Consider the following 16,673-nt stretch of genomic DNA (forward strand, 5'->3'; position numbering starts at 1 on the left):
GACAGGAGAGCCGCCTTGCCTCCATGGTTAGTTGCATGAGTAATGAACCAGCGAACCTCGGCCGGTCGGATCGCCGCGGCCGGCGCCGGTGATGGACGACAGCCGGCCGATCTTCCTCCAGATCGCCGAACTGCTGGAGAACTCGATACTCGACGGCTCGTTGGCCGAGGACACCCAGGTGCCCTCCACCAACGAGCTCGCCGCCTTCCACCGCATCAACCCGGCGACCGCGGCCAAGGGCGTCAACCAACTGGTCGACGACGGAACGCTCTACAAGAAACGAGGGATCGGGATGTTCGTCTCCCCGGGCGCCCGCGAACGGCTACGGGGCCGGCGCCGCGAGGAGTTCGCCCGCCAGTACGTCCAGCCGCTGCTGACCGAGGCGCGCAAGCTCGGCATCGACCCGACCGAACTCAAGAAGATGATCGACACCTGGGAGGACCGGCGGTGAACACCATCGTCAAGGTCACCGACCTCGGCAAGCGCTACCGGGGCGTGACCGCGCTGGACGGGGTCAGCTTCAGCCTGACCGAGAACCGGATCTACGGACTGCTCGGGCGCAACGGGGCGGGCAAGACGACGCTGATGCAACTGCTCACCGCACAGGCCATCGCCACCTCCGGCGACATCGCCGTCTTCGGCGAGCACCCGTACGAGAACGACCGCGTCCTCGCCCGCACCTGCCTGATCAAGGAGAGCCAGACCTACCCGCAGAGCATGAAGGTGGCACATGCGCTGCGGGCGGCCCGGCTGCTGCATCCCAACTGGGACCAGCGGTTCGCCGACTCGCTGCTGGAGGAGTTCCAGCTCCCGCCGCAGCGGATGGTGAAGAAGCTCTCCCGGGGGATGCTCTCGGCCCTCGGTGTCATCATCGGGCTCGCCTCGCGGGCACCGCTGACCTTCTTCGACGAGCCGTACCTGGGGCTCGACGCGGTCGCCCGCCACCTCTTCTACGACCACCTGCTCGCCGACTTCGCCGAGCATCCCCGCACCGTGGTCCTGTCCACGCACCTGATCGACGAGGTCAGCGACCTGATCGAGCACGTCCTGCTGATCGACCGGGGCCGGCTCCTGCTCGACCGGAACACCGACGACCTGCGCGGCGACGTTATCACCGTCTCCGGGCCGGTCGCCGCGGTGCACGAGATCACCGCCGGCCGTACCGAACTGCACGGCGACCTGCTCGGTGGCACCGCCCGGGTGACCGTGCGCGGGCGGCTGACCGGGGCGGAGCAGGACCGGGCCCGTGCCCTCGGTCTCACCGTGGACACCGTCTCACTGCAGGAACTCGTCGTACGGCTGACCACCGGCGCCGGGAAGCCCGAGCCGACCGCGAAGGAGTACGTCCGATGAACCGTGTCCTGCCGGCCGCCCGACTCCAACTCGTCACCTGGCGCAACATGGTCGGCTGGCCGTGGGGCATCCTGGCGGCCTCCTTCGCGGTCAACGTCGCCTTCTACGCGAGCATGGGTGACCTGGGGCGGACGACCGTCACCGGCGGCCTGGTCTGCATCTACATGGTGCTGCTGGTCGCCCTGGTCCAGTCGGTGACCCAGTGGTTCCCGTTCGCGCTCGGGCTCGGCGTGACCCGGCGGGCCTTCTACCTGTCGCACCTGCTGCTGCTGGCGGCCCAGGCACTGCTCTATGCCGTGGTGCTCTATCTGCTCGGCGTCGTCGAGGCGGCGACCGGCGGTTGGTGGATCGAGCTGCGGTTCTTCGGCATCCCGGGCCTGTTCCTGGACAACCCGGTGCTCCAGCTTCTCGCCTACGCAGTTCCGTTCCTGTTGCTGGGCACGCTCGGCACGGCCGTCGGGGTCGTCTTCAAGCGCTGGGGGACCACCGGCCTGTTCGTCCTGGGCCTGTTCGGCATCCTGGTCGGCGGCGCGCTGGCGACCCTGGTCACCTGGCAGGGTTGGTGGGCCGCGATCGGCTCGTGGTTCGCCGGCCAGGGTCCGGCCGTGCTGATCCTCGGCTGGCCGGCCCTGCTGTCCCTGCTGCTCGTCGCGGTCACCTATCCGATGATCCGCCGGGCCACCCCGTGAGCCGCCGTCGGGTCTGATGTGGAGTCGACCTGGCCGGGCTGTCGCGCCGCGCCGTGCGGCACGACAGCCCGGACCGGATCAGCCGGCGCTGCCGTGCTTCTCCTGGCACGGCACGCAGAACCGGGCGTGCGGGAGGATCTGCAGCCGCTCACCCGGGATCTGCTTGGCGCACTTGGCGCACCGGCCGTAGGTGCCGGCGTCGATCCGCCCGAGCGCACCGCTGATCTGCTCCAGGCTCTGCCGGGTGGCGGCGATCAGCGCGGCCCGGGTGTGTTCCTGCGCCGGGTCCCCGGTGTCCGCGGTGAGTTGGGTCAGCCTGGTCGACTGGGCCTCGAACTCGCTGGTCAGGTTCGTTCGCAGCTCGTCGAGCCAGCCCCGGCTCGCGGCGTCGTGAAGGTCGGTACCCATGGTCGTGTCGCTCCCCAAAAAGAAAAAGGCCGAAGCTGGGTAGCTTCGCCCTGGTGGCCGTCCGTCTGGTGAGGATCGGCTCCGGGGGCTACGACCGGTTGGCGCGGGGATCAAAGTCCGGTGGCCGCGCGGGGTGCAGAGGTACGCCCCGGTCGCGCGGGACGCGGTAGCCGGGCAGGCGGGGGTCGGCCGTGCCGTCGCGCTGACGGCACCGCCCACCTGACGCCCGGCCGGATACATCACGCCACCGTAGGCGGCCCCGCTACCGGAAGCAACCAGGCTTCGCGGCGCGGCGGCGGGGCTCAGTCCTTCTCGGCGAGCCGGGCGGTCCGGGTCTTGAGCACCCTGATGGTGTTGGTGACGTAGTCGACCACCGCGGCCATCTCGCGTTCGTCGTACCGGCTCATGAAGGCGCCCATCTCCCGGCCGAGGTCGGCGAAGATGTCGGTCAGGTCGGGGGCCCGGGTCGGATCCGCGGCGACGAGGATCCGGCGCCGGTCGGCGGGATCGGGCTCGCGGCGCACGTATCCGGCCCGCTCCAGCCGGTCGACGATCCCGGTGACGGCACTGGCCCCGACGCCGAGCAGGGGCGCCAGCGCGCCGGTCGGCAGGGGACCGGCGCGGATGATCATGCCGAGTGCCTTGTGTTCGGCGGCGTTCAGCCCGAGGCGCCGCGCGATCGCCTCGTGGAACAGCACGATCGCCGTGCTCAGTTCCCAGCCGAGGTCTGTCGGATTCTCGCCCATTGCTTCCTTCCGCCGATTGCTTCCTTCTGATGGATAGTTCACTATCAAGGATAGTTCACTACAGTGAAGTATAGCGACGGGAGGACGGAACATGCGTGCAGGGCTGACGCTCAGCGTGGCGGCGGCACGGTGGGCGACGCACTTCTACGCCAGACACTTCTGGCTGGTCTTCGGACTGTCGATGATCCCGACGGCGCAGCGGTTCGTCGCGGTCCGGTACGGCGACCAGCTGCCGGCCGCCGTCGACATCGGCGGTGAGATCGTCACTGGACTGTCCCGGCTGCTTCTGGTCTATGTCGTCCTGCGGTTGGTGTCCCGGGAACCCGACCTGTCCGGGTTGACCCCCGGGCAGCGGTGGCGGTGCCTGACGGCCGGGATCGACGCCCGCGTCCGCGCCTTCTGGACGCAGTTCCTGGTGCTGGCGGTGGCCTTCGTGCTGTTGGACGTCCTGCCGAACACGGCCGTCGCCGTCCTCGTCCCCGACGGGCGGCAGGAACTGGTGACCTCGGTGCTGGTCAGCGTGAAGAACCCGACCGTGATCGCCTTCACCATCCTGTGGATGGTCGGCATCGGGCGGATCCTGATCGTCGACGGCCGGCGGGCCGGCGCCGTCGGCGAGCCGGCCACGGTCTGAGCGGGCCGGCGGGACCCCACGGCCCGGTTCGGGCACCGTTCGGCCCTACCACCCGCGCCGGGCGGTCCCACCGGCCCGCCTGCTGCGGGCGTACCCGCTGGTCGAGCGGCGCTGCTCGACCAGCGGGGCACCGGTCAGCTCACCAGCTGGTAGCCGAACTGGACCTCGAGGTCCGTCACGCCCGACGCGCCGAGGACCCGGGCCTGCAGCCGGCGCGGGCCGCCGATCCCGTCCACCGTGAACGGGGTGACGAGGCTGGTCGTCGACACGGCGGTGGTGGCCGCGACGGCGGTGCCGCCCGCGCTCGCGCCGTCGGCGTCGAGCCGTACGTTGCAGGTGCCGGCGCCGACGACCCGGGTCACCCGGACCACCCGGATCCGCTGCGAGTCGAGATAGAGCAGGTTGCCGAAGTCGAACAGGCCGTCGGTCACCGGACCGGCGACCCGCGCGGTCAACCAGCCGTCGATCTGCTCGACGCCCTTGTTGCCGGTGATCCGCGTCTGTGCGGTCGGGGTGCCGGTGAGCTGGTACGGGCCGACGGTGTTGCCGTTCAGGTCGTTGTCGCTGATCAGCACGTCGGCGGCGGCGTTGACGATGCCGTAATCCTGGCGGTTGATGCCGTCGGCCAGCGCGCCGATGGCATTGCCGACGATGACGACCCGGCTGGCGGTGTCGCGGATGTTGATGCCGGCACCGTGGCGGTAGGCGGTGCCGCCGCCGGCGTACCCGTTCGCGAAGGCGACGGCGGGCAGGTCGAAGGTGTCCTCGTCGACGACCTCGATCGCCCATTTCCCGTTCGCCTCGGTGGTGCCGGTCACGCCCTGGATGGAGATCCGGTCGCCGCTCTCCCAGCCGTGCGCGGCGCCGGTGGTGATCCGTACCTTGCCGCTACCGTTGTTCGCCGCGCCGGTGACCGTACGGGCGAACGTCGGGTGGGCGGTCCGGCCGTTGTTGCCGATGAGGCAGCCGGTGACGGTGATCCGGGTGGAGGCGATGTCCAGGCCGTTGCGGCCGCAGCCGCGGATGACGCTGTTGCTGAAGGTGGCGCTGCCGGTGAAGCCGGGGCCGATGCGGACGTTGTCGTGCTCGTTGTCGGCCGAGATGTAGACGTTGGTGAACTGGGCCTGGGCGCCGGCCTCCAGCAGGACGGGTACGCCGTGGGCGTTCTCGAAGCCGCCGCCCTCGAAGTAGAGGAACTTGGGGATCGACGCGCCCGGGGTGTTCTTCAGCCAGATGCCGTGGCGGCCGAAGAGGATCGCCGTCGCGATGAACTTGATGGAGCCGCCGAGGCCGTCGATGACCAGGTTGTCGGTGTTCTCGTTGGCGCTGCCGGCGGCGATACCACATTGGACGAACTCGACCGGGTCGGCCCGCGAGTCGTTGTTGACGCCGTTGAGCAGGATGACCTGCTGGCCGTTGAAGCCGTTCCAGACGCAGTTGACGAACCGGACGGTGTTGGCGCCGCGCAGGGTGATGCCGTTGTAGCCGTCCTTGAACCGGACGTTCGCGAAGGTCAGCATGTAGTTGCCGTCGGTGCCGTTGCGGCTGGTCATGATGAAGTTGCCGCCGGTCAGGCCGGAACCGCGCACCTGGAGGTCGCGCATCCCGCCGCCGCGTACGCCGGACAGGTGGAACCCGTCGTCGGCGCCGGTGGCGACGATGTACTGGGTGGAGTACTCGTCGTTGTCGCTGACTCCGGCACCGGCGAAGACGATCGGCACACCGACGACCTGGATGGTGTCCTCGAGGCGTACCTTGCCGGGGCCGGCCTCGATGGTGCCGCCGGCCGGCAGCGCGCCGATCGCGGCCTGCACCTTGGGCGAGTCGTTCCCGGTGCCGGTGCCGGTCCAGCCGAACCAGGCCAGGTCGATCCGGGTCGCGTACGGGCGCTTCCAGCGGCCGGTGGCGACACCGGTGACGGCGAAGACGGTGCCGCCGTTGTCGGGCTCGGTCGCGTCGGCGTCCCAGTAGAGGACGCCGCCGCCGACGCCGGGTGTGCCGGCGTGGTAGCCGAGCAGGTGGATCTGGTCGCCGTCGGCGGTGCCGGCGGTGCCGCGCAGGTCGGCGACGCTCTCGGTGGTGCCGGTGAGGGTGAGTCGGCGGCCGGGGCGGGCCTGCGCGGCGGTGGCGACGGCCTGCGAGCCGGCCACCGCCAGCCCGGCCAGCCCGATCGCGGTCAGGGCGCGGCGGCGCGCGTTGCCGGTGGTCCTCTCTTCCATGGGGGTGCTCCTGTTCGACGGCAGCCGGCGACACCGCGCCGGCCGGTGCGGGGGATGGGGGACGGTGCGGGTGACGGGGCACGGAACGGGGGAATCAGCCCTTGACGGCGCCGATGACGACGCCCTTGGCGAAGTGCCGTTGGAGGAACGGGTAGACCATGCAGATCGGGATCAGCGAGACGACCAGGATCGCCATCTGCAGCGACTGCTGCGGTGGCACGACCTCGCCGGGCAGGTCGGTGCCGATCTGGGTGTTGTCGACGACGTACGTGCGCAGCACCAGTTGCAGCGGCCACTTCTCGGTGGAGTTGATGTAGAGGACGGCGTTGAAGAACGCACTCCAGTAGGCGACCGCGTTGAACAGGCCGATGACCGCGATCACCGCCTTGGACAGCGGGAGCATGATCCGGGTGAGGATCTGCAGTTCGCTGGCGCCGTCGATCCGGGCGGCGTCGACGATCTCCTTGGGAACCTCCATGAAGAAGGCCCGCATGATGATGACCTGGAACGCGGAGGTGAGTCCGGGCAGGATCAGCGCCCAGTACGAGTCGATCAGCCCGAGTTCCTTGATCAGCAGGTAGTTCGGGATCATTCCGGCGTTGAACAGCATGGTCAGCAGCACCATGATCAGGATCGGCCGGTGTCCCCAGGTGCCGGGCCGCGACAGCGAGTACGCCAGCAGCGCCACGACCGCGACCGACAGCGCCGAGCCGACCAGGGTGATCCCGATCGAGACCAGCGTCGCCCGGGTCACCACCCCGCCGCGGAAGATCGCCGCGTACGCGTCGAAGGACGGATTGGTCGGCCACAGCACGTACCCGCCGGCGGCGGTGATCTGCTCCTGGTCGGCGAGCGACGTCGAGACGACGGCGACGAACGGGAGCAGCACCACCGCACAGCACAGGAAGAGCAAGATGCCCTTGACACCCCGTACGGCGACGTTCGGCACCGGGGCGCCGTTGACCGTACGCCGGCGTCGCTGCCGGGCCACCCCGGGCAGCAGCGGCGAGGACCGTTTCGGGCGGGGTTTGGTGTCGGTCACCATTTGGAATAGATCCCTCTCTCCCCGAACAGGTGCGCCACCTTGTTCGCGCCCAGCACGAGGATCGCTCCGACCAGCCCCTTGACCAGCCCCACGGCGGCCGACACGCCCCAGTTCCCGCCGACGATGCCGTAGTTGTAGACGTACGTGTCGAGCACTTCCGAGGTCTCCAGGCCGACCTGGTTCTGTTGCAGCACGATCTGTTCGAAGCCGACGGTGAGCACGTCGCCGAGCTTGAGGATGAGCAGTAGCACGACCACCGACCGGATCGCGGGCAGGGTGACGTGCCAGAGCTGGCGCAGCCGGCCGCCGCCGTCGACCGCGACCGCCTCGAACAGTTCCAGGTCCACCCGGGAGATCGCGGCCAGGAAGATGATCGTGCCCCAGCCGGCGTCCTTCCAGACCGCCTGCGAGGTGATCAGGGCGAAGAACAGGTCGGGGTCGCCGATGAGGTTCAACTGCGGGAAGTCGTGCTGGCGGGCCCAGTTGTTGTAGATGCCGGCGTTGCCCAGCATGTGCTGGAACAGTGCGACGACGATGACCCAGGACATGAAGTGCGGCAGGTAGAGGATCGACTGCACGACCCGTTTGATCTTCTCGCTGAGCAGGCTGTTGAGCAGCAGGGCGAGCGCGATCGGGATCGGGAACACCACGGCGATCTGCAGGAACGAGATGATCAGGGTGTTCCTGAGTGCGTTGAGGAACGCCGGGTCACCGTTGAAGATGACCTCGAAGTTGGCGAACCCGACCCACGGTGACTCCGTGATCGTCAGGTACGGCTGGTAGTCCTTGAACGCGATGACGTTGCCGAGCATCGGCACGTACTGGAACAGCAGCACCAGGGCGACGCCGGGCAGCGCGAGCAGCAGCAGGAAACGGTCCCGCTTGAAGCGCTGCCAGCCGGACGCGCGTTTCCCGGCCGATGCGGGTGACGCCATGCCTCCCCCTACTTCTGCTCGGCCAGGGCCGCCTCGTACTCGGCGCGGATCTGGTCACCGCCGGCCGTCTTCCACTGCGCGACCGCCTCGTCCCAGGCGCTGATCGGCTTGCGGCCGGAGACGATGTCCAGCTCGACCGTGTCGATGATCTTCGTGAGTTCGCCGGACTTGGCGACCGACGTCTCCGAGACGAGGCCCTCGGACGGGTTGCGGAGCAGGTTCGGAATGACCTTCTCCTGGTACGCCCGCTGCGCGTCGACCCGGGCCCGGTCGGTGGGGCCGAGGATGTGCGGTGAGTCGCTGACGTACTCCAGCGGCAGCTTGACCTCGACGTTGCCGGCGTCGGTGCGGACCGGGACGCCGTCCTGCCAGTTCCAGTGCCGGCCCTCGACGCCGAACTTGCGGAACATGTACTCGCTGGTGCCGAGCGGGGCGGCCAGCCAGTCGCAGATCCGCAGCAGCTTCTCCAGCCGCGCCTTGTCGGTCTTCCGGAAGGCGGTCAGCGCGAACGACGGGGTGCCGGAGCGGTGTACGGGCGTGCCGCCGTCGTAGCCGGGGGTGGGGATGCCGCCGAACTGGACCTTGTGGGTGTCGGCCAGGATGTCCCAGGCGGCGTACCCCTCGGCGTTCAGTGCGATGGTGCCGTTGCCGAGCAGGTCGCGCAGTTGCAGCCGGCCGCCGATCGCGTCCGGGTGGAACAGCCCGGCCTTGTACATCTCGGCGACCCGGGCGACCGCCTCCCTACGTTCCGGGGTCTCCATCTCGGAGGTGAACTTGCCGCCCTCCTCGCGCCAGACGTTCGGCACCCGCAGCATGTTGCCGACGTAGGCGATGACCTGCTTGGCGGAGCCGAACGCCCACCGGTTGTTCCGCGCGTCGGTCAGCCCCTGCGCCAGCGCGACGAATTCGGCGTAGCTGCCCGGGGCGGCGTTCAGGCCGCGCTGGGCGATCAGGTCGGTCCGGGCGAACATGATCGTCCCGACGATCGCCCGGGAGATCGGGATGGCGTAGATGCCGCCGCCGTACGCCGTCGACAGCCACGAGTCGCGGGGGATGTTGGCCAGGAACGGGAAGTTCGCGGAGTTCGAGCCGCCGATCAGCTCCGACAGGTCGGCGCAGAGCCGGGTGAGTACGTCGGCGCGCCGGGCCAGCCGGGCCGAGATGAGCATGATGTCGGGCAGGTCGCCGCTGGCGACGGTGGTGGAGAGCTTGTTGAGGTAGTCGGCCGACGGGGTCATCGTGATGTCGAGGTTGGCCCCGACCCGGTTGTTCAGCTCCTGCCAGAACTGGTTGCCGCCCAGGGCCGGCGGCACCGGGTTGAACATGTTGGTGAGGATGCTGACGTCGCCGAGCCCCTCGCCGGGCTTGGTGCCGAACGCGTCGACGAGCTGCCGGGGGTACTGGTAGTAGCCGGCCATCACCCCCTCGGCGGTCGGCGGCAGGTCCGGCCGGACCAGTTCGGACGGGATGTAGTCGGGCAGCGCCGCGCTTCCGGCGCCGTCCGGGGTGGTCGGGGCGGGGGAACTGCCGCAGGCGGACAGGACGCCGGCGCCGGCCGCCGCGATCGCGGTGCCGCCGGCGAGTGTCAGGAACCGGCGGCGGCTCAGGCTCGCTCTGTCGTGCATCATGGTCACACTCCGGTGTGGTGGGGGTGGAGGATCAGTGAGACGACCTGCCATGCGCCGAGGCTGATCGGGACGGTGCCGGCGGCGTCCGCGGTCTGTTCCGCGATCGGCCGCTCGTCGGCGTGGCAGGGCTCGGCCCGGCCACCGGGGCCGGCCGGATGCCGCAGGGGGAAGCGGCTGTCCCGGCCGGACAGGTTCTGGAGCCGGACGAGGATTCCGGCGCCGGACCGGGCCGGGGCGACGGTGGCGTGCACCGACTCCGGCAGCCCGAGGTCCAGCAGCGTCGCGGCGGGTTCATCGAGCGGGCGTGGCTCGACGTCGAACTTGTCGAGCCGGTTGACCTCGGAGACGGTGCCGGCCGCCCGTACCTCGCGGCCGAACCGGCCGGCCGCCACCGGGTCGAAGGTGGGCAGCGGGGCGAAGGCGTACCGCAGGCTCAGCCGGCCGTCCTGTTCCGGCGGGGTGTTCGTCGGCCAGTAGTTGTTGAGCACCCAGGAGAGGACGGCTCCGGTCGGCGGCGTGAACTGCTCGTGCCAGTCGCCGCGCCAGATGTCGCCGGCGGTGAACAGCGGGGCGTCCGCCGAGGTCCAGGCGATGGCCGGGCCGTCCGGCCGGTCCTGCACGACGACGCCGTACGTGGTGGTGAACCAGTCGTGGCAGGCGCCCGGGGCGTGGTCGGTCGCCGGATCGATCCAGCCCTGCTGCCGGTCGTAGCGGAAGGTGGGTTCGGTGGCCGCGAACGGGAACGCGACGTACACCGACTCCTTGGCCAGCACCCGCTCCTTGTCGAGGTCGACGAGGACGTCGACCCGGTCGTCGGTGTCCCGCAGCAGGATGTCGACCTCGATCCGGGGCAGGCTCGGCGCGCTGCCGACGGCCCGCAGCCGCCAGCCGTCGTAGGTGCGGCGCAGCCCGACCGGCCGCATCGCCGCCGGTACGACCGTCAACTGTGGAAGGTTCTGGTCCGGGCGCCGGCCGAGCAGCGTGCTGCGCGGGTACGGGTCGTGGTGGTGCGGCGCACCGCTGTGGTGCGGATGGTCGTGCCCGTGCCCGTGCCCGTGCCCGTGGTCGTGGTCGTGGTCGTGCCCGGCTCCGTCGCCGCGGGTCAGCGACTCGGGGCCGTCGACCACGTGCAGCACCTGCCCGAGCGACCACCGCGTCGGATCGAGCAGGTCCCGGCCGGTGGCCCGGTGCCGCAGACCGTGCACCGCCCCGGTGGCCGGGTCGAGGGTGACCTCCCACCGGTCGGTGCGCAGCGTGGCCGGCACCGGCTGCCAGCCGTCGTCCGCCGGCCCGTCCCCGGTCGGTCGGCCGCCGTCCTCCTCGCCCGGGTTCAGCGTGCGGGCGGCGTCCATCGGCAGGGCCCGGTAGCCGAAGCCGGGTACGTCCGGCACGGTGACCCGCAGCGTCCGCAGCCCGTTGCACGTGGCCAGCACCTCGGCCGGCAGCGGCCCGCCGTCCGGCCCGGTCGGGTCGGCCCGGACCGTCTCCACCTCGACCTCGATGTCCCGGGCCCAGGGCAGCGGGTTGTGCACCAGCAGGGTCGGGCCGGTCGTGGTGACGAGTTCGCCGAGCTGGCTCATGGCCCGCCGGACCTCGTCCAGCGCGCCCCGGTGCGCCGAGTGCACCTGGTGCCGCTTCCAGTCGAGCTGGTCGTCGACCTGGTGGCCGTGCGGGTGCGCGGTGCCGTGCGCCCAGGTCCAGGTGTGTTCGCAGCCGAACAGCGCACCCTCCCAGGCGGCGTCGAGCGCGGCCCGGTTGGGCCGGTAGACCGGGTCGACCAGGCCGACGAGGGCGGCCAGCGCCTCGGCGGCCGGCAGCACGGCCTGCACCCTGCGGTGCTCGGCGGTGACGGTGGCGCCGGTGCCGACGCCGTCCTCCCAGTAGCTGCCGCCGTCGCCGCGCCACACCGGCAGCCGGTCGGCGAGCGGCCGGACGGTGGCGAGGTATTCCTCCATCGTGGACACCCGTAGCCGCGGGTACGCGTACACCGCGTTCCAGCGGGCGGCGAAGCCGGCGTCACCGTCGGCCAGGTCCTCGTTGTCGGCGTGCGTGCCGATCACCGCCAGGTCCGTCGGCAGGTAGTCGGGCCGGTCGTAGCGGGCCAGCAGCCGGCCGAAGGAGTGCGCGCCGCCGACGACCGTCTGCGGGTCGCCGACCATGAACCGCAGCTGGGAGTACGTGTCGGAGAAGTGGGTCAGCACCCGCGACCCGTCGACCCCCTCCCACAGCACCGGGCTGGCCAGGTGCTGCGCGTCACTGTCGGCGTTACCGCCCCGGTGGTGGTTCTCGATGCCGACGAACGAGTCGATGCCCAGCGCCCGCAGCATCGACGGCACCGCCGCGCTGTACGACGGCACGTCGGTCAGGTTCGCGTACGTCACCGGCACGCCGTGCCGGTCCCGCAGCCGGCCGGCCAGGTACGCCGCCCGGTAGACCTCCTCCAGCGAGGCGACCCCGGACAGGAACAGGCTGTGGAACGCGTTCATCGCCAGCCGGCCGGAGCGCAGCGCGGCGAGCACCCGTTCGGCCCGTTCCGGCGAGCGGGTCGCCAGGTACTGGTCGACGATCAGCGACCCGTCGACCGAGAACGCGAAGCCCTCGTCGCGGTCGAGCGCGTCCAGCGCCCGGTCCAGGTTGCGGCTGTGCAGTTCGAGGACCTTGCCCTGCACGTCGGTGTATCCGACGTCGAGGTGCACGTGCGGGACCAGGTGCAGCGTCCACCGCCGGGCCGCGACGAGGTCGACGACCCGCTCCGGCAGACCGTCGACGGCCACCGTCGCGGTCGCGGTGTCGAAGGCGGGCACCGCGAACCTGACCCGTACCTGCCCGAACTCCCGGCCGGGGCGGCGCAGGTCGAGATCGTGGGTGTGGTCGCCGACGGTGACCCGGGCGGCCCGCGGCCAGGCCGGCGCGCCGGCCGGTACGGACACGGTCAGCTCGACCAGTTCGTGCAGGCTCCCGTCGCGGTCCAGGTAGAGCGGGGTCGGGACGAGGTCGACGCCGGCCGGTGCCGGCCCGGAGCCCTCGTCGAGGGTGAGCCGGTGCCAGGTGATGCCGCTGCCGAAGTGGTTGCCGAACTGCTCCCGGTGCCGGCGCCGCTCGCCGGCCGGCGGTTCGACCGGGCCGAGCGCCGCCGCCGCGTCGACCGTCGTGGTCACCGCGATCACGTGCTCGCCCGCCGGCAGCCAGTCGGCCGGCAGCGGCACCTCCAGCAGCACGTCACCGGCGATCGGTCCGTGCCGGTACGTCTCCGACCGGTCGTCGCGGCGGACCGCCGGGTGGAAGAACCCCCGGTGTACGCCGTCGACCTCGATCACGAGGTCGGGGCAGGGCCCGTGGCCGGCGGCGAACTCCAGCCGCAGCAGGTAGCCGCCGGCGGGCGGGTCGCCGACCCGGAACGGCAGCTCGATCCGGTGCGGCTGCCAGCCGGTGGACGCGTTCAGCGGTCCCGGCTGGAAAGGCGGCACGTGCACCGGCCCGTCGGACCGGGGCCGGCCGGCCGGGGCGTCGCCGGGTACGGCGAGGGTCAGCGGGAACACGGCCGTCAGTCCAGGCCCGGCAGGGACAGCACGGCGCCGTGCTCGACCAGGGCGGCGGCCAGTTCCGGGTAGTCGTACTCCTGGACCGGCCGGCCGGTCGACAGCGACTGGGCGGCGAGTTCGCCGCACGCCTCGCCGAGCATGCCGTAGTTCGGTTCCATCCGGGGCGAGGTGTAGCCGACGTGGCTGGCCGAGAAGCAGATCGAGACGGTGATGTTCTCGATCCCGCCGCGGGCGGGGAAGAGCACCTCGGCCGGCATCTGGTAGAGGTCGACCGGCGGGTTGGTCTCGTCGCCGCTGAGCGTCCCCTCGCCGACGACGGTGTCGTCGCCCTCCGGGTAGTACTGGACGAGGTGGCTGTCCATGCCGTACTTCCAGCAGCAGACCGGGTGCGTCTTGGTGTTGTTGGGCTTGAGCAGGTCGTGCTGGGTGAGCACCTGCGCGCCGACCATCCGGCGGGCCTCGCGGATGTAGAGGGCGTGCGGGAAGCCCTGCCCGTACGGGCTGTCGACGAACTCGTCCGGCGGCAGGCCGAAGGTCCGCGCGTCGGCCCGGAACGACTCCGGCAGCGACGGGTCGTTGGCCAGCCAGTAGAGCTGCCCCTGGTGCCAGGCCACCTGCTCGGCGATGATCTCCTCGCGGCGCCGCCAGCTGCCGTCCGGGTAGTCCCAGTTGACGCCGGGCAGGTCGAAGCCGAAGTAGAGCGCCTGGTTGGTCTGGTACTTGCCGTTCGGCAGCAGCGCGGTGTGGGTGACGATCGACGACAGGCCGGGGATGTTCCGCTGCCGCAGCAGCTGGCCCAGGTAGGTGTAGCGGGCCGGGTCGTAGTCGTCCGGCTTCGGGAACGGGATCCGGTCGGCGTTGGTCGACAGCACGCCCCGGAAGTTGTACGCCTGCGTCTTGTCGTCGCCCTCGCCGGCCGCCATCGCCGGCACGTCCCGGACCGGGTAGAGCGTGTTCGGGGTGAAGCCGTGCTTGCGGTACGCCTGCACCGGCTGGAAGCCGGCGAACGGCTCGTCGTACTTCGCGCGGGGTTCGCGGCCGAACGTGTACGGCACCCCGGCGGCGGCCATCAGGTCGCCCTCGTACGAGGCGTCGACGAAGAACCGGGCCCGGCGCCAGCCCTGCGTGGTCCGTACGCCCCGGATCCGCCGGCCCTGGACGTCGACGTCGTCGGGGCCGTGGATCCGCTGGTGCAGCAGCACCGTCGCCTTCGACTCGTCAAGCAGGTGGCGGGCGACCTTCTCGGCCACCTTCGGCTCGAACCGGTACTCGGGGCCGTCGAGGCCGTACTCGGCGCCGATGCCGTCGAAGAACCGGGTCTTGGTGAGGCCGGCGAGCGCTTCGGGCACGTTGGGGGTGTCGGACTTGACCAGGCCGCCGGCGACGATGCCGCCGACGTGGCCGGTCGGCTCCAGGATCAGGCTGCTCAGACCGCGTAGCCGCAGCCGCAGTGCCGCCATGATCCCGGCGAGGCTGGCGCCGTAGATGATGACGTCGTAGCCGTCGTCGACGGTCGGTTCGGGGGATGCCATGTCCGCGAGGTCCTTTCGGGGGCGATGCGGCGGGTCAGGAGGTCGGGGTCATGGTCGGGACGCTGCGCTGGCGCGGCTTGGCGAGGACCGGGGTGGCGCCGGACACCGCCTGCGACGGCCGGGTGCGGCGGATGTCGTCGGGCCAGGCGACCGGGATGCCGAGCTTGCCGGTCAGCAGCCGCTGCACGTCGGCGGTACGCTCCGCCGAGTCGGCGACGGCGTGCGGTTCGGTCCGTTCGGTGACGCAGTACGCCGCCAGCGCGCCGATCGCCTCGCCGATGCTCCACTCCACCGGGTGCAGCCGGTAGCAGCCGTTGGTGATGTGCGTGGTGCCGATGTTCTTGTTGGCGGGCAGCAGGTTGCGGGCCCGGATCGGCACCAGGGCGCCGAGCGGGATCTGGAACGGATAGCACTCCAGGTTGACGTAGTTGACGCCGGCGGTGCTCGGGTGCAGGTCGATGTTGTAGTGGCCGATGCCGACCGAGTCGGCGAACTGGGCGGCGCCCTCGCCGTCGGGGCGGTCGACGACGGCCACGTGCTGTTCGAGCACCGTGAACCGGGCCCGGATCCGGCGGGACTCCCGGATGTAGGCGGACTTGGCCAGGCCGTCGTCGGTGCCGGTGAGGTCGGGCCGTAGCCGCAGGCCGGGATAGCCGTGTCCGCCGTCCGGCCGGGGCGCCTCGGTCTGCATCCAGTGCAGGTACGACAGGGACAGCTCACGGCAGCGGCGCAGTGCGGTCCGCCGGGCCTCCTCGTCGATGCCGGCGCCGACCAGCGGTGCCTCCCAGTAGTCGACGTTGGGCCAGTTGACCAGGGTGATGTCGGTGTCGACCAGGGCCGGGTCGAACTGGCTGCGGGCCCGGATCCGCCGGAAGTGCCACAGGTCGGGCACGTGCACCGCGTCCAGGTCGGTCTCGAAGATGCGGTTGGTCCGGCCCTTCATGGTGTGGATGTCGATCTTCTCCCAGGACAGCTGCGGCCCGGGCCAGAACGGGTCGACGTGGGTCTTCCAGTGCTCGTACGACGCCGGCCGGTCCACGACGTGTTCCTCACCGGGCCGGTACTCCAGCGGGAAGCACCAGGTGATCGCCTGCTGGTCGGTCGGGTCGGCGACCGGCGAGGCGTACGGCTCGCCGGTCTCGGCCTGCGACTCGGCCCCGACGACGTGCTCGACGCCGGCGAGTTCCAGCAGGTCGCCGAGTTCGGTGGCGTCGGCGACGAACGGCGCGGTGACCGTGGTCCGGGTGCCGGCCCGGCGGTTCTCCAGGGTGACCGCGGTGATCCGGTCGCCGTCGGTGGCGGCGGCGACGGGGACGTGTTCGTACAGGACGGTGATCCGACCGGCGGAGCGGTAACCGGCCAGCAGTTCGTCGATGACGGCGACGCCGACCCGGGGTTCGTGGCAGAGCCGGCTGACGTTGCCGAGACCGGGGTTGAGGGTGGGGATGTCGAGGGCTTCCGGCCGCAGCGGGTAGTTGCGCCGGTAGTAGTCCCGGATCCGGGTGCGCAGCTCGTGGTATCCGGGCGAGGTGTGTCCGGACTCGATCCAGGGGTGTTCGTCGGACGGTACGGACTGGGCGGTGAGTTGCCCACCCAGCCAGTCGGTCTCCTCGGTCAGCACGACCCGCAGCCCCAACCTGGCGGCGGTCAGCGCGGCGGCGACGCCGCCGAGTCCGCCGCCGACCACCAGAAGATCGGTCTGCCGTTCGTGTGTGCTGCCCATCGCCTGCGCTCCTCGGCTCGACTTCGGGGATGTCCGCCGCGTCCGCTGCTCCGGTGGGCCGGGCGCCGGATCGTACGGCGGTTGCTAATATTTGCCGGTCGATTTGCCGGCGATCGATTGCGGCTACGTTACATCTGATCGTCATTCCGATGTCAAGACATGCTTGGCCAGGAATTCTGGTGACGATGCGGTAACGATGTATTACTAACTATTAGCAAT

13 protein-coding genes are annotated in these 16,673 nt (G+C 70.8%); 4 read left to right on the forward strand and 9 right to left on the reverse strand.

The features are described from left to right. Positions 1 to 91: 91 nt before the first annotated feature. Genes Prubr_RS26950 through Prubr_RS26960 form a run of 3 tightly spaced genes read left to right on the forward strand, consistent with a single transcriptional unit; the run spans position 92 to position 2,042 of the window. The gene (locus tag Prubr_RS26950; RefSeq protein ID WP_212817701.1) at positions 92 to 451 is read left to right on the forward strand and encodes a GntR family transcriptional regulator; all 360 of its coding nucleotides are present in this window, start codon (positions 92 to 94) and stop codon (positions 449 to 451) included. Then, positions 448 to 1,353 (forward strand): ABC transporter ATP-binding protein, encoded by a 906-nt coding sequence (locus Prubr_RS26955; protein WP_212817702.1) that lies wholly within the window; start codon positions 448 to 450, stop codon positions 1,351 to 1,353. Before Prubr_RS26950 ends, Prubr_RS26955 begins: the two co-directional genes overlap by 4 nt. Continuing rightward, entirely contained in the window at positions 1,350 to 2,042 is a 693-nt protein-coding gene (locus tag Prubr_RS26960; protein WP_212817703.1) for an ABC transporter permease, read from the forward strand. The genes Prubr_RS26955 and Prubr_RS26960 overlap by 4 nt, the downstream gene beginning before the upstream one ends. 78 nt (positions 2,043 to 2,120) lie before the next feature. On the opposite strand, the gene Prubr_RS26965 is transcribed toward Prubr_RS26960, so the two are convergent. Both Prubr_RS26965 and Prubr_RS26970 read right to left on the reverse strand, forming a co-directional pair. Next, positions 2,121 to 2,450 (reverse strand): TraR/DksA family transcriptional regulator, encoded by a 330-nt coding sequence (locus Prubr_RS26965; RefSeq protein ID WP_212817704.1) that lies wholly within the window; start codon positions 2,448 to 2,450, stop codon positions 2,121 to 2,123. A gap of 302 nt (positions 2,451 to 2,752) precedes the next feature. Then, positions 2,753 to 3,196, reverse strand: coding sequence for a MarR family winged helix-turn-helix transcriptional regulator (locus Prubr_RS26970; protein WP_212817705.1), 444 nt, complete (start codon positions 3,194 to 3,196; stop codon positions 2,753 to 2,755). A 91-nt stretch (positions 3,197 to 3,287) separates the two neighbouring features. On the opposite strand from Prubr_RS26970, the gene Prubr_RS26975 reads away from it, so the two are divergent. Then, a complete protein-coding gene (locus Prubr_RS26975; protein ID WP_212817706.1) occupies positions 3,288 to 3,830 on the forward strand; it encodes a hypothetical protein in 543 nt (180 codons plus the stop codon). Between the two features lie 134 nt (positions 3,831 to 3,964). Here the strand turns inward: Prubr_RS26975 and Prubr_RS26980 are convergent, their stop codons facing one another. The 7 genes from Prubr_RS26980 to Prubr_RS27010 all read right to left on the reverse strand — a co-directional run bounded on the left by Prubr_RS26980 (position 3,965) and on the right by Prubr_RS27010 (position 16,454). Next, positions 3,965 to 6,049, reverse strand: coding sequence for a ubiquitin-activating E1 FCCH domain-containing protein (locus Prubr_RS26980; RefSeq protein WP_212817707.1), 2,085 nt, complete (start codon positions 6,047 to 6,049; stop codon positions 3,965 to 3,967). A 94-nt stretch (positions 6,050 to 6,143) separates the two neighbouring features. Beyond that, positions 6,144 to 7,094, reverse strand: coding sequence for a carbohydrate ABC transporter permease (locus Prubr_RS26985; protein ID WP_212817708.1), 951 nt, complete (start codon positions 7,092 to 7,094; stop codon positions 6,144 to 6,146). Further along, entirely contained in the window at positions 7,088 to 8,029 is a 942-nt protein-coding gene (locus tag Prubr_RS26990) for an ABC transporter permease (RefSeq protein WP_212817709.1), read from the reverse strand. Before Prubr_RS26990 ends, Prubr_RS26985 begins: the two co-directional genes overlap by 7 nt. A gap of 8 nt (positions 8,030 to 8,037) precedes the next feature. Beyond that, the gene (locus Prubr_RS26995; protein ID WP_212817710.1) at positions 8,038 to 9,657 is read right to left on the reverse strand and encodes an extracellular solute-binding protein; all 1,620 of its coding nucleotides are present in this window, start codon (positions 9,655 to 9,657) and stop codon (positions 8,038 to 8,040) included. A 2-nt stretch (positions 9,658 to 9,659) separates the two neighbouring features. After that, positions 9,660 to 13,196, reverse strand: a complete 3,537-nt coding sequence (locus tag Prubr_RS27000; RefSeq protein ID WP_212817711.1) for a glycoside hydrolase family 38 N-terminal domain-containing protein — start codon at positions 13,194 to 13,196, stop codon at positions 9,660 to 9,662. A 5-nt stretch (positions 13,197 to 13,201) separates the two neighbouring features. Then, a complete protein-coding gene (locus tag Prubr_RS27005; protein WP_212817712.1) occupies positions 13,202 to 14,731 on the reverse strand; it encodes an FAD-dependent oxidoreductase in 1,530 nt (509 codons plus the stop codon). 34 nt (positions 14,732 to 14,765) lie between these two features. Next, positions 14,766 to 16,454 (reverse strand): FAD-dependent oxidoreductase, encoded by a 1,689-nt coding sequence (locus tag Prubr_RS27010; RefSeq protein WP_212817713.1) that lies wholly within the window; start codon positions 16,452 to 16,454, stop codon positions 14,766 to 14,768. Between the last annotated feature and the right edge of the window lie 219 nt (positions 16,455 to 16,673).

The sequence above is a fragment of the Polymorphospora rubra genome (genome assembly GCF_018324255.1).
Classification (GTDB): domain Bacteria; phylum Actinomycetota; class Actinomycetes; order Mycobacteriales; family Micromonosporaceae; genus Polymorphospora; species Polymorphospora rubra.

Excerpts from the sequence above, each read along its gene's own strand:
- Prubr_RS26950 (WP_212817701.1), top strand. The coding sequence starts at position 92 with ATGGACGACAGCCGGCCGATCTTCCTCCAGATCGCCGAACTGCTGGAG.
- Prubr_RS26960 (WP_212817703.1), top strand. The coding sequence starts at position 1,350 with ATGAACCGTGTCCTGCCGGCCGCCCGACTCCAACTCGTCACCTGGCGC.
- Prubr_RS26965 (WP_212817704.1), bottom strand. The coding sequence starts at position 2,450 with ATGGGTACCGACCTTCACGACGCCGCGAGCCGGGGCTGGCTCGACGAG.
- Prubr_RS26970 (WP_212817705.1), bottom strand. The coding sequence starts at position 3,196 with ATGGGCGAGAATCCGACAGACCTCGGCTGGGAACTGAGCACGGCGATC.
- Prubr_RS26975 (WP_212817706.1), top strand. The coding sequence starts at position 3,288 with ATGCGTGCAGGGCTGACGCTCAGCGTGGCGGCGGCACGGTGGGCGACG.
- Prubr_RS26980 (WP_212817707.1), bottom strand. The coding sequence starts at position 6,049 with ATGGAAGAGAGGACCACCGGCAACGCGCGCCGCCGCGCCCTGACCGCG.
- Prubr_RS26985 (WP_212817708.1), bottom strand. The coding sequence starts at position 7,094 with ATGGTGACCGACACCAAACCCCGCCCGAAACGGTCCTCGCCGCTGCTG.
- Prubr_RS26990 (WP_212817709.1), bottom strand. The coding sequence starts at position 8,029 with ATGGCGTCACCCGCATCGGCCGGGAAACGCGCGTCCGGCTGGCAGCGC.
- Prubr_RS26995 (WP_212817710.1), bottom strand. The coding sequence starts at position 9,657 with ATGATGCACGACAGAGCGAGCCTGAGCCGCCGCCGGTTCCTGACACTC.
- Prubr_RS27005 (WP_212817712.1), bottom strand. The coding sequence starts at position 14,731 with ATGGCATCCCCCGAACCGACCGTCGACGACGGCTACGACGTCATCATC.
- Prubr_RS27010 (WP_212817713.1), bottom strand. The coding sequence starts at position 16,454 with ATGGGCAGCACACACGAACGGCAGACCGATCTTCTGGTGGTCGGCGGC.